Raw genomic sequence first — 12,623 nt, forward strand, 5'->3', positions numbered from 1 at the left:
TTTCCCTCCAGATTTTTGCTAAAAAATATGATATAATGATGAAAAAATAAGAAAAGAGAAAACCATGACCATTCCAAGTTTTGGTGAAAAAAAACAAGATGTGACCTACGTCAATCGCTATGGTGTCTACGCTGTTATTCCCAATAAGGACAAGGATCAGATCATCCTCGTTCAAGCTCCTAATGGAGCTTGGTTCTTACCTGGAGGGGAAATTGAGGCAGGTGAAGATCACGTGCAAGCTCTGAAACGGGAACTGATTGAAGAATTAGGCTTTACCGCTGTCTTAGGGCAATACTATGGCCAAGCAGATGAGTATTTCTATTCCAGTCATCGCGACACCTACTACTACAATCCTGCCTATATTTATGAAGTGGTAGACTATACAGAGGCTCAAAAACCACTGGAAGATTTTAACAATCTTGCTTGGTTTCCTGTAGATGAAGCTATTGAAAAACTCAAACGTGGCAGTCACAAATGGGGCATTGAACAGTGGAAAAATACCCACAAAAAATAAAGGAATTCTTTCACAAAAAATAAAAAAGTGCTATAATAAATGAAGATAGAGGTTAGGAGGAACTCATATGAAGCTCATTAATACCACAAATAGTCATGCTGCACTGGTCAAAAGCCAACTTGCTAGCACTGACGCCTTGCTTGTCGAGGTTTATTCCGCGGGCAATACAGACGTCGTTTTTACACAGGCCCCAACACACTATGAATTATTGATCAGTAACAAACACCGAGCTATTCGTGAAACTGAAGTTGAAAAAATTCGTGAGTTCTTTTTAAAACGTAAGATTGATCTTCAAATCATTGACCAATCCGCTATTAAAACCCTCTACTCCGATAAACTAATTGAAATTTCCTTTCCAATTACAAAGTAAGGCCAATTTGCCTTACTTTTTTTATTTCCTTAATACATGAATCTCTACACCATTCTGTCACCAAAAAAAGTGCCATAATGGAACTTCATTTAGAATGTAAACAAACTATTTTAAAGTAAAATAAGTTAAGTGATTCTGCAAAAAAATAAATTTGAGTCCCAATTTTTAAATCAATTTAAGAAAATACTGAAACTTTCCGCTGTGAGAAAAGTGCCTGAAACAACAACGTTTCAGGCACTCGGAATTATTGAGACCTTAGGCTCAATAATTAGTCATGGAACTTCAAAGAAGTTCGCTGACGTCCGTACTCACCTAAGGAAAGTTTTTAAGATGATTTTGTCTTCAATATAAAAGAAGTTCCTTTATGGAACTTCTTTTAATGTCTTTTATTTAGCTTCAAATCCTTCTGCGACTGCGTCCGCAAAGTTCTCTTCAACGATGCGTGCACAGTGATCACAGATGGTTGCGTGGTAGTGACGTTCAGCCGTTGTTGGATCGATGCGACGGCAACGGTCACAAACTTCACCAGCGGCACGTTCAACCGTGAAGGCTACATCTTCAAAGGTCACTGCACCTTCTGGAGCTGGGCCTTCTGCGATCGTCAATTCAGAAACAATCAAGAGTTGGGCAACATTGCTATCAACAGCTCCAAGAAGTGTTTTCACAACTTCATTTGGATAAACTGTCAAATGAGCTTCGAGTGATTTACCGATCACTTTTTCATTCCGCGCTTCTTCCAAGGCTTTTTGCGCTTGACCACGGAAGTCCATGAAAGCTGACCAGGTATCCAAGATTTCTTCTTGGTTGGCAAACGTTTCTGCTTCTGGCAATTCTGACAACTGAACGAAGTCTTCCGCTTCAAACTCAAGATAAGACCAGATTTCTTCAGCAGTGTGAGGAAGAATTGGAGTCAAGAGTTTCGTGATTTTCACAAGGATATCATAGAAGACTGTTTGCATTTGACGACGTTCAAGTGATTTTGCACCTTCAATATAGACAACATCTTTGGCAAAGTCAAGGTAGAAGGCAGACAAATCAACGTTGATAAAGTTAACAAGCGCCTTGTAGATCGTCAAGAATTCGAAGTTTTCATAAGCATCACGGATAGTCTTGACAAGCTGGTTAAAGCGAATGGTCATGTACTTGTCCACTGAACGAAGCTCGTCATAAGCAACTGCATCCTCAGCTGGATTAAAGTCAGAAGTATTGGCAATCAAGAAACGAAGAGTATTCCGGATCTTACGGTAAGTCTCAGACACTTGGCTCAAGATATCCATTGAGATACGCACGTCATTACTTGAGTCTACACTGGTTACCCAGAGACGCAAGATTTCAGCACCAAATTGCTTTTCAACATCACTTGGAGCAATGGTATTTCCAAGAGATTTAGACATCTTCTCACCTTTACCATCCAAAGCGAAACCTTGAGATAAGATTTGTTTGTATGGTGCAACACCATGGTTCGCCACAGATGTGATAAGAGATGAGTTGAACCAACCACGGTATTGGTCTGAACCTTCAAGGTAAAGATCAGCTGGATATTTGAGTTCTGGACGATTAACCACAACCCCATTCCATGATGAACCGGAGTCAAACCAGACGTCCATGATATCTGTTTCTTTTGTAAATTCGCCATTCGGTGAACCTGGATGCGTAAATCCTTCTGGCAAGAGGTCTTTCGCTTCACGTTGCCACCAGATAATAGAACCATGCTCTTCAAAGAGTTGAGCCACATGTTCGATGGTTTCAGCTGTCATGATTGGTGTTCCGTCTTCTGCATAGAAGATTGGAAGAGGCACACCCCAGGCACGTTGACGAGAGATGACCCAGTCACCACGGTCACGAATCATGTTGTAAAGACGCACTTTCCCCCATTCTGAGTGGAATTTCACTTTTTCAATTTCGTCCAAGATATCTTGACGGAATTTTGATACAGAAGCGAACCACTGTGGAACTGCACGCCAGATGATTGGTTTTTTCGTCCGCCAGTCAAATGGGTAGGAGTGAGAGATTTCTTCTTTAGCAAGAAGCAAATCACCAAGTTTTTCGATAACAGTTGGAACAACCTTGTCATAGAACTGACCAGCAAAGTCAGGGCCAGCATTTTCCATCATGATTCCGCGTTCGTTAACAGTAACAGCAACTTCGAGGCCATTGGCAATCCCTACATTGTAGTCATCCTCACCAAAACCAGGAGCGGTATGGACGATACCAGTACCTGAATCAAGGGTTACATGCTCACCAAGGATCACCAATTCATCCACTTCAGGATCCCATGGGTGTTCTGTAACGATATGGTTCAATTCTTTTCCTTGGTAAGTTGCAAGGACTTCAGCATTTTCCCAACCGAATTTTTCAGAAAGGCTTGGCAAGAGTTCAGATGCTACAACATACTTGCGGTCAGATCCAGCAGGTTTCACTACGACATAATCAAACTCTGCACCTACCGTCAATCCACGAGAAGCTGTAACCGTAAATGGAGTTGTTGTCCAGACAACGATGTAGGTATCTGTATCTAGGACACCCTTACCATCTTTAACTTTGTTCGCATAGTAAAGAGACGTTGAAACCAAATCATGGTATTCAATCTCTGCTTCAGCAAGGGCTGACTCAGAAGACCAAGACCAGTAAACTGGCTTAGCTCCACGGTAGATATAGCCTTTATTGGCCATTTCACCAAAGACGCGGATTTGCGCTGCTTCATAGTCAGGCGTCAAGGTTACATAAGGGTGATCCCAATCACCTGAAACACCCAAACGTTTGAAGTCTTCGCGTTGTTTATCTACTTGAGAAAGAGCGTATTCACGGCAGAGTTTCAAGTACTCAACCAAGTCCATTTCTTTACGTTTGACACCTTGTTTAGCCAAGACTTGCTCAATTGGTAGACCATGGGTATCCCAACCTGGAATATAAGGGGCGTAAAAGCCTGACATAGACTTAGAACGAACAATGATATCTTTTGAGATCTTGTTCATGGCATGCCCTACGTGAATATTTCCGTTGGCATAGGGAGGGCCATCATGAAGGGTAAAATGCGGTTTTCCTTCATTCAACTCTTGACGGCGTTGATACAATTTTGCATCTTCCCATTCTTTTTGCCAAACTGGTTCCTTCGTTGGAAGCCCAGCCCGCATTGGAAAAGCTGTTTTCCCAAGATTCAATGTTTCTTTGAGTTTCATTATGTCTCCTTATTGATTTAAAAGCTATAAAAAAAACACGAGCATCCTAAAAAGGACGATTGCTCGTGGTACCACCTTTGTTCGAGAAGTCGCAAGCGACCTTCTCCTCTCATCCCGTAACGAGGGAAACGTCCGTTCTTACTCAAGGGTTCAGAACGAATACTGTAAAAGGATCATCCATTAAGAGGGAGTGCAGATCTTCCACCATCATCTGCTCGCTAGACCTATCATTAATGGACCTGTTTTTACAAAATTATAAAATATTGACAGATTCACGATTTGCATCATCTTCTGGTTGAACAGTTTCTTCAACCGCAACGACTTCCTCATTTTCATGACGAGCGTGCTCTGCTTCTTCTAAAGCGGATTGAACTTTTTCATTCAAACCTTCAAACGCTTGTGTTGCACCCAATTCTAAATTAGCTGCTTCAATGCGTTTTTGCAATTCTTCAATTTCAGCTGGAGAGAATTGACGAGTCAAATCAATGTTATCATCTTCTGCATGATGATGGTGAACTGATTCACCCAAAGCTTTCTCCACAATTTCACGGAAAGCTTCATCACTTGTTTGAATGTACATAGCTGTTGGACGAAGAATTTCATCCCATTCAGGTGTATCGATAATGCTCAATTGGCTTTCGATGGTTGATTTCAAACGTTGATGGAAGACGCGTGTCTTGTTCTTCAATTCCTCTGTTTCAACGGCAACCTTCTTGGCATTATCCGTTGCATGACGAAGGATTTCATTTGCTTTTTGTTTTGCTTCATCTACTAAGTGTTGTGCATCTTGTTCAGCTTGACGAACAATATTTTCAGAACGTTCGTTAGCTGCTTGTTTCACACGTTCAGCAGTATCTTGTGCAATCAAAACAGATTGACTCAATGAATCTTTCATTTCATCAAAATAGTTTAAGCGTTCTTCAAGAGCTTGAATTTTTGCTTCTTGATCATGATTTAAACGAACAAGATCTTCATAATCGCGAACAACGATATCTAGAAATTCTTCTACTTCGTTCGCATCATACCCTCTAAATTTAACGCCAAAAGTTTTATCTTTAATTTCTAAAGCAGTAAGAGCCATAACTCCTCCTCATTTTTTACTTAAGAGTACTTCAACAGTTACTTTATATTTTCCACTCTTTGAAATACCATTTTCAGAAACAATTTTAAGACGCCCAAAGCGTCGAACACTGACTAAATCATTCAGACCTACAGCATAGCTAACATTGGAAGTAGTCGCATAGTTAACTTTCACTAGACCAGAACTAATCAACTGACTAGCTTGTGAGCGCGAAAGCTTGAAGGTCCCAGCAATCACCTTATCTAACCGATAACTCGACACGAGAATATCTCGCTGCTGGCTTTCTTCCTCTACGATCATTTGTTCAGAGAGAGGAACTTCCCTCAGCTTAACAGGTACCCGAGAAATTTTCTGGATGTGATCCATGAAATAGGGAACAAAACGCTGTTCAACAAATACTTGGATCTTTCCATCACTCGTTAGAATATCTCCAAAGGACTTGCGCTCCACACCTAATTGGTAAACAATGGTCCCCAGTACCTGGGAATGGGTCAAGTGATGAAATTTTGAAGCATAGACCATTTCCAATAGGGCCAGATCAAAGTCACTTGGATCTAATTGGTAATAATCTGGAGCAACAATAACCTTGGCATACTCCATTTTCTGCTCATCGCTGGAAGCAAAGACCTGTAATTGGTAGCTTGCCGCGACATTTCGTAAAATAGTGACCTGATGAGGGTTTAAAAAACCCGTCACCTCAACAGAATAGCGTTCCACCACTCTTTCAGACAATTCAATACAACGATCAATGAATTCGTGATCTTCGCGATTGAAATGTTGGTAAATCTCTGTCTGTCCCATCGTATTCTATCCAATCAAAAGTAGGAACAAGCGGGCTAATAACTGATTCATCAAGTTCAAGACCAAAAGTGCTACTAGAACTGTAAAATCCAAGCCCCCAAACTGCAATGGTAACTTTCTAAAAAGGCTCAAAAATGGTTCAACTAGGCGGTGAACCATTTGTCCAAGAGTACTCTGAGGTGCCCCAGGGAACCAAGATAGTAAGGCATAGATGACAAGAATGATGGAATAGATTTGAATGATATTTGATAAGTATTGAAAGATAACCATCTTAACGATTACGTTTCATATCATAGTCAAATTCTGTCACTTCCACATCATTTGGAAGGCGGATATCTTCAATGTTAACAACTACATTAATTGGAGTCAACAAGTACATAGTACTTGCAACACGACGAAGATTTCCTGCTAAAACATAACGAGCCCCATCCAAATAATCTAAACAACGACGTGCTTGTACTTCAGTCATATATTGGAAGTCAATCAAAATACTCTCATTAGATAGTAATAGATCAACAATTTCAGTCGCTTCCTCGTATTTGCGGGGATAGCGTACATCAATGGTAATCTTTTCATCTGTATTCGCACGATTAGCAGCCAATTCACGTTGACGTTCATGCAAGCGAGTGATATTTTCAGATGTATTTTTCGTTGTTGAAACAGGTTCCTTCACTGCCGCTGTAGACACTGGAGTCGTAACAGGTGCGACAGGAGTCGGTTTTGGTTTTACTGGTTCTCTTTGACTAATCTGTGGACGTGGAGAAGTCACTTGAGGAGTCGGCTGTGGAACTGGTTGTGTTTCCGCCCCAGCTGCTTTTGCCTCGCGAACTTCTACTTCTTCACCGTCTTCTGTGAAGTAGTCAATAAAGTTGTTAAATTTATCTTTTAATGACATAGTTCTTTCCTATTTAAAAAATGATGTCCCAATTCTAACATAAGTCGCTCCGTTCGCAATGGCTACTTCAAAGTCACGACTCATACCCATACTTAGTTCTGAAAAAGGCATATTTTTTAATTGTTTCTTTTCTAGTTGTTTCTGAAGTTGGTGAGTTTTTGAAAAAATATCCTGCAACTCTTCTTGACTAGCCTCAAAAGGAGCCATCGTCATTAAACCAACAATTTCAATTTTGTCCAGCTGTGCGATTTCCGCTAAAACATCATCCAGTTCATCGGGTGCAAATCCATGCTTACTTTCTTCACCAGAAATGTTCACTTGGAGGAAACACTTGATTGGGTGTTCTGCGCGCTTTTGAATTTCTTGAGCCAGCTTCACCGAATCCAAGGCATGAAAGTAATCGACGAGATTGATCACGTCTTTTACTTTCCGCCGTTGGAGGCTCCCAATCAAGTGCCAAGTGAGATCATACCCGTTTAGAGCTTGATACTTTTCTAGGAATTTATCGACACGATTTTCACCGATATGTTGGATACCTGTTTTTACCAGTGCTTCTGTTGTAGCAACATCCACATACTTGGTGACAGCTATCACATTAACTTGATCTTGACGGTTAGCTTTGTTTCTTGCTGTTTCTACTTGTTGCCGAACAAGATCAGCATTCTCTACCAGATTCATGATTAACGATTCCGGAAGAATGGTGGTGTTTCCAATTCATCATCATCTGAAGATGAATCTACGTAACGATCAACTTGATGTGTTGATGTTGGTTCAGTTTGGCGAACGATATTCTCACGACGAATATCCCAATCACCAAAGGCTGAGCCACGGTTTGGTTCTACCGCTGGACGACTTGGAGTTGTTGGCAATTCAACATCTTGTTTCAAATCAAATTCACGGTCAAATGGTGCAGCTTGTGGGCGTTGTTCACGTGGTCCTGTTTTATAAGGACGTTGTGAGGAAGCAATTCCGCTAACGCGTTCTACCTTGTCTTGACGGACACCAGTTGCAACAACCGTCACGCGGATTTCATCTTTAAGAGATTCATCAATAGATGTACCCAACCAGATGTTCACTCCGTGACCTGCAGCTTGGTTTACAATTTCTGAAGCTTCTTCAGCTTCGATCAATGTCATATCCAAACCACCTGTTACGTTGACGATCACGTCTTCTGCACCATCAATTGTAGTTTCAAGAAGTGGAGAGTAAATGGCTTTACGAGCCGCTTCGATAACGCGTTCTTCACCACTACCAACACCAATACCCATGAGGGCATTCCCTTTGTTTTCCATAACGGTCTTCACGTCTGCAAAGTCAAGGTTGATCAATCCAGGACTTGTGATCAAGTCAGTGATCCCTTGAACACCTTGACGAAGAACGTTATCTGCTTCACTCAAAGCTTCAAGAAGCGGTGTCTTCTTGTCTACAATTTCAAGCAAGTTGTTATTAGAAATAATCAACAAGGTATCTACATGTTCGCGAAGTTCGTTGATCCCTTCAATAGCGAAGTTGCCACGTTTTGAACCTTCAAACCCGAATGGACGAGTCACAACGGCTACTGTCAAAGCACCTACAGCTTTAGCAATACGAGCGATGACTGGTGCAGCACCTGTACCAGATCCTCCACCCATCCCTGCAGTGATGAAGACCATGTCTGCACCTTGCAAAGCTTCTGTTAACACTTCTTCGCTTTCTTCAGCTGCCTTACGACCAACTTCAGGTTGACCTCCAGCACCCAATCCACGAGTCAATTTTGGACCCAATTGGATAACTGTTTCAGCTTTTGCACTTGAAAGTGCTTGAACATCTGTATTAGCTGCGATGAATTCTACACCGGCAACGCCTTCGTCAATCATACGATTGATGGCGTTTCCGCCACCGCCACCGACACCGATTACTTTAATTACTGCACCTTGTGCCGCTGCTGTGTCAAATGAAAATGTCATAAATACTTACACTCCTTAATCAAACATATTACCGATCAAATTTTTCATTCGGTCTGTGAATGTAGCTTTTGGTTCTTGTTTGCTATCATTGCTTGCTGCTGGAATTTCTCGAGCATCCACTGGAGATTCAATCTTCTCAGCATTGTATGCAGGTACTACCGGTTGTGCTGGAGCAGCAGGTTGTGGTTGTACTTGTGGTTGCACTGGACGATCAAATTGAATCGGTTGTTGACGCAAGACTTCGTCTCCATGAACCGCAGCCTGAGCAATAATATCCACATCTGTCAAATTGCCTGCATATTCAGACAAGCTAATTACATGGGCAAAAGCTGGATTGCGAATTCCAATTTGATTTGGAACAAACAATTTCACATTTACACCAAAGACTTCTTGAGCCAATTCTTCAACACCAGGAAGGATCGCTCCTCCACCGATAATCACAATACCACCAGGAAGATCCAACAGATGTCTTCTCTCAAGGTCTTGTTTGATTTGCTCAAAGATGTGTTTGATACGTGCTGAAATGATTTCAGCTAAGTACTTCTCAGTCACTTCAACTGGCTCTACTTCACCAATGACTTCTACATGGAAGACTTCGTTTCCAGCAGATGGCACATAGGCTTCACCATAGTTGAACTTCAAGCCTTCTGCCAATTTTTGAGAAGTTTTCAATACTTTAGAAATATCTTTGGTAACATAATCGCCACCTTCTTGGTAGATATTTGTAAATTGAAGTTCTTGGCTACGAACAGATGCCACCGTTGTTTGGCCACCACCCATATCGATCACCGTTGCTCCGAATTCACGTTCGCCTTCATTCAAGACTGTTTTGATCATCGCAAGCGGTGAAATGATGATGTTTTCAACTTGTAAGCCTGCACGTTCAACGGTTTTACGCAAATTGTGCAAGATTGTACGAGGTCCTGTATAAAGAAGGCCACGCATTTCAAGTCGGATCCCCATCATTCCACGTGGATCGCGGATTCCTTGGAAACCATCAACTGTGAATTCCTCAGGAATGAAGGTGATTACTTCACGATCCGGTGTCATACTTTTTGTGAGTGCAGATTTGACAACATTCTCAACATCTGCATCTGTGATTTCTTTCGAATCACTTGTGACTGGAATCATTCCTTGAGTTGCTTCGATTTGTAGTAAGTTTGCAGGCAACCCAACATTGACTAGATTGATTGAAATCCCTGCTTTTTCTTCAGCTTGGCTGATTGCAGTTTTAATTGCATTTGAAGCAGCTTCGATATCTACTATAATTCCATCTTTGACGCCAGCACTTTTTGCATTGCTGACTCCAATTACATTCATTTCTCCATTGACATGTTCTGCCACCAATACTTTTATTGAACTAGTACCGATATCTAAACCTGTAAAAAAGCCGTCTCTAGCCATTACACCAGTCCTCTCTCTTTATTTGTTTTCACTTTACATCTATTTATAGCCCTTTTAGTTGGAACTATCCAAACTTCATTATATCACAAAGAAGCCTAAAATGGACATTTTTTCTTCAATTATTTGAGATAATTTATGGGCTTTACTCATTTCCAGAAGAATTCTCTCCTTCTGGATTCTGTTCTTGATTCTGTTCGTGGCTTGCTTCCTCAGAATGTTCTTCTTGCTTTTCTGTACTTTCAGCCTTTTCTTTTTCAGCTTGCTCTTTGGCATCTGCGATGGATTGTTCACTATAGCTGAAAACTCCAGCCTCCATATCGATAGTCGAATCATCGTCTAATTGCTTACTGATCGCTTTATAATAAGGAAGCTTGCGGGTAATTTGGGAAACAGGCACCAAGATTTTATTATCGTTTTTCATGGTGATGGTCACCAGATCCTTGGTGACCTTGCTCGGTGTCAGATCAACCGAAACAATTTTATCCGTAATGGAAGAAGAAATAGACTTCATTTCTTGGACAAATTGTCTAACCAATTCTCGATCTGAGAATTTTAAGCTAATATAGGAGGACGGCAATTCTGAAGCTGGAGTTACTGTTTCCACTACTTCTCCATTTTCCAACACTGGATAGTGGTCTTCTCCGGTCACATAATAGGCAACCACTTTGTGTTCCACGATATTGACTTTAAAGGTCACCGGGAATTGATAATGCATGTGAACCTCTTTGATCCATGGACTAGCCGTTTTCATATTTTGTTCATAGACCGATTTATGAAGGAAGGTCGTCAGAGTATAATCTTCTTCTTTGATGCGACTTTTTTCATATAAGAGTTGCTGATCAACCGCTTTGTTCCCTGAAAATTCAATCACTTTCTGTGTGGACAAGGGACTTAAAAAATAGATTGAGAGAAGGGCGACAATCGAGCTGATTCCGATTACCGGAAGGGCACGATAGATATGGCGTTTTGCCACTGTCGGTTCCTTCTTTGGCTTTTTCGTCTTTAAGCCTTTAAAGAATGAAGGCTTTTTCTCTTGCTTCTCTGAAGGATCTAGCTCCTCTACAGCCGGATCATCCTCTTCTCCTTCTGAACTTTCTCCATCCGCATCTGGATCCTCTTTGGCCTCAGATTCAGATTTATCTTCAGATTCTTCTATTTCTTCAGATTCTTCCTCTGAGCCGGAAGCTGTTTCTTTTTCTGAAAGGTTTTCGTCTTCTTGTGCTTCTTCGCTTTCAGTTTCCTCTGTTTCAGCTTCTTCCGCTTTTTCAAGCGCTTTTTTTTCTAAATATTCTTTGTTTCTTTTTTGCCAGGCTGACAATTCTGTAATTTTGTCATCCGTTGGCGTTTTTTTATTGTCGTCCGTCATCTTTTCCCTTACTGATATCTTTTTGAAGCAGACCATAAAAATCGTCTAGTGAAAGGAGTTCTGTCGATTTTTCCATTGCTTGGTGGTAGACTTGGCTTTGCTTCAACATTTCTTGAATGGTTTCATTAAAGGTTTCGAGCGTCAATTGCTCTTCCTGCAATTGCTCTGCATAACCTTTATCCACAAAATATTGGGCATTTTCAATCTGATCGCCACGGCTGGCTTCTTTTCCTAGCGGTACAATCAGATGGAGTTTGTTCATAGCTAAGAGCTCAAATAAGGTATTGGCTCCACCTCTAGTCACCACTAAATCAGCCTTCTGGAGCATGGGTAAATACTGATCGGTTACATAATCCACTCGATACAAGCCACCCTCAGCCTGATTCAATGTTGAATCACCCGTCAAATTGATGATATTGTAGTGCTGCAAGAGCTCTGCTTGATGCTCTGTCACAAATTCATTAAAGACACGCGCACCGGCTGATCCTCCGACAAAGAGAAGGGTCGGCAAGTCTTTTTGAAATCCTTGTGTTTTTTCTTCTAATTCTTCAGAAGTTGTCGGAATATGATCTGTGACCTTGGTTACCGCACCGATATGCGCACTCTTTGTTAAACCATGAGCTTGCTCAAAAGTCGTGTACATCTTGGTAGCGAATTTATAAGCAATTTTATTGGCCAATCCCATCGAGAGATCCGACTCATGGATATAGACAGGGACACGCGTGAGTCTAGCTGCGATCACCGGCGGCACAGAGACAAATCCCCCTTTTGAGAAGAGAACTTGTGGGCGCACACGAAGCAGGATTGCAATGGACTGGAGCGTTCCCCAAGCCACCTTGAACACATCCATCATATTTTGGAAAGAGAAATAACGGCGCAATTTCCCCGTTGCAATTGAATGGAAGCGTACGTCTAGGCCAGACTTTTTGATCTCTTGGTATTCGATTCCTTTTTTGTCCCCAATATAATGAACTTCCCATCCATCTTCGATAAATTTTGGAATCAAGAGGAGATTAAGGGTCACATGTCCCACGGTTCCCCCACCAGTAAACATTATTTTTTTCATC

Annotated in this window: 12 protein-coding genes; 2 read left to right on the plus strand and 10 right to left on the minus strand. The window is 41.4% G+C overall.

Translation table 11 applies throughout. From position 1 onward, the window contains the following. Window positions 1–64: 64 nt before the first annotated feature. Both O3629_RS09045 and O3629_RS09050 read left to right on the plus strand, forming a co-directional pair. Window positions 65–514: an NUDIX hydrolase gene (locus tag O3629_RS09045; RefSeq protein ID WP_371609073.1), complete on the plus strand. Its 450-nt coding sequence runs from the start codon at window positions 65–67 to the stop codon at window positions 512–514. 67 nt (window positions 515–581) lie between these two features. Then, window positions 582–884, plus strand: coding sequence for a DUF1827 family protein (locus O3629_RS09050; protein WP_003012157.1), 303 nt, complete (start codon window positions 582–584; stop codon window positions 882–884). 386 nt (window positions 885–1,270) lie between these two features. Here O3629_RS09050 and ileS read toward each other — a convergent pair whose 3' ends face one another. The 10 genes from ileS to O3629_RS09100 all read right to left on the minus strand — a co-directional run bounded on the left by ileS (window position 1,271) and on the right by O3629_RS09100 (window position 12,622). Further along, window positions 1,271–4,063: an isoleucine--tRNA ligase gene (ileS, locus tag O3629_RS09055; RefSeq protein WP_371609074.1), complete on the minus strand. Its 2,793-nt coding sequence runs from the start codon at window positions 4,061–4,063 to the stop codon at window positions 1,271–1,273. A 253-nt stretch (window positions 4,064–4,316) separates the two neighbouring features. Next, on the minus strand, window positions 4,317–5,144 hold the full coding sequence (locus tag O3629_RS09060; protein ID WP_003005971.1) for a DivIVA domain-containing protein: 828 nt from the start codon (window positions 5,142–5,144) through the stop codon (window positions 4,317–4,319). A 9-nt stretch (window positions 5,145–5,153) separates the two neighbouring features. Then, the gene (locus O3629_RS09065; RefSeq protein ID WP_371609075.1) at window positions 5,154–5,945 is read right to left on the minus strand and encodes an RNA-binding protein; all 792 of its coding nucleotides are present in this window, start codon (window positions 5,943–5,945) and stop codon (window positions 5,154–5,156) included. A gap of 6 nt (window positions 5,946–5,951) precedes the next feature. Continuing rightward, window positions 5,952–6,215: a YggT family protein gene (locus O3629_RS09070; protein WP_003011858.1), complete on the minus strand. Its 264-nt coding sequence runs from the start codon at window positions 6,213–6,215 to the stop codon at window positions 5,952–5,954. Between the two features lies 1 nt (window position 6,216). Next, on the minus strand, window positions 6,217–6,840 hold the full coding sequence (gene sepF / locus O3629_RS09075) for a cell division protein SepF (RefSeq protein ID WP_251457934.1): 624 nt from the start codon (window positions 6,838–6,840) through the stop codon (window positions 6,217–6,219). A 9-nt stretch (window positions 6,841–6,849) separates the two neighbouring features. After that, window positions 6,850–7,518, minus strand: coding sequence for a YggS family pyridoxal phosphate-dependent enzyme (locus tag O3629_RS09080; RefSeq protein ID WP_003005959.1), 669 nt, complete (start codon window positions 7,516–7,518; stop codon window positions 6,850–6,852). Window positions 7,519–7,520: 2 nt separating this feature from the next. Then, a complete protein-coding gene (ftsZ, locus tag O3629_RS09085; RefSeq protein WP_003005955.1) occupies window positions 7,521–8,786 on the minus strand; it encodes a cell division protein FtsZ in 1,266 nt (421 codons plus the stop codon). Between the two features lie 15 nt (window positions 8,787–8,801). Continuing rightward, on the minus strand, window positions 8,802–10,190 hold the full coding sequence (gene ftsA / locus O3629_RS09090; RefSeq protein ID WP_371609076.1) for a cell division protein FtsA: 1,389 nt from the start codon (window positions 10,188–10,190) through the stop codon (window positions 8,802–8,804). Between the two features lie 142 nt (window positions 10,191–10,332). Beyond that, complete coding sequence (locus O3629_RS09095) at window positions 10,333–11,556, minus strand: cell division protein FtsQ/DivIB (RefSeq protein ID WP_371609077.1); 1,224 nt, start codon at window positions 11,554–11,556, stop codon at window positions 10,333–10,335. Continuing rightward, on the minus strand, window positions 11,540–12,622 hold the full coding sequence (locus O3629_RS09100; protein ID WP_371609078.1) for a UDP-N-acetylglucosamine--N-acetylmuramyl-(pentapeptide) pyrophosphoryl-undecaprenol N-acetylglucosamine transferase: 1,083 nt from the start codon (window positions 12,620–12,622) through the stop codon (window positions 11,540–11,542). Before O3629_RS09100 ends, O3629_RS09095 begins: the two co-directional genes overlap by 17 nt. Between the last annotated feature and the right edge of the window lies 1 nt (window position 12,623).

The organism is Streptococcus sp. 27098_8_12, assembly GCF_041432115.1.
GTDB classification, from domain to species: domain Bacteria; phylum Bacillota; class Bacilli; order Lactobacillales; family Streptococcaceae; genus Streptococcus; species Streptococcus parasanguinis_V.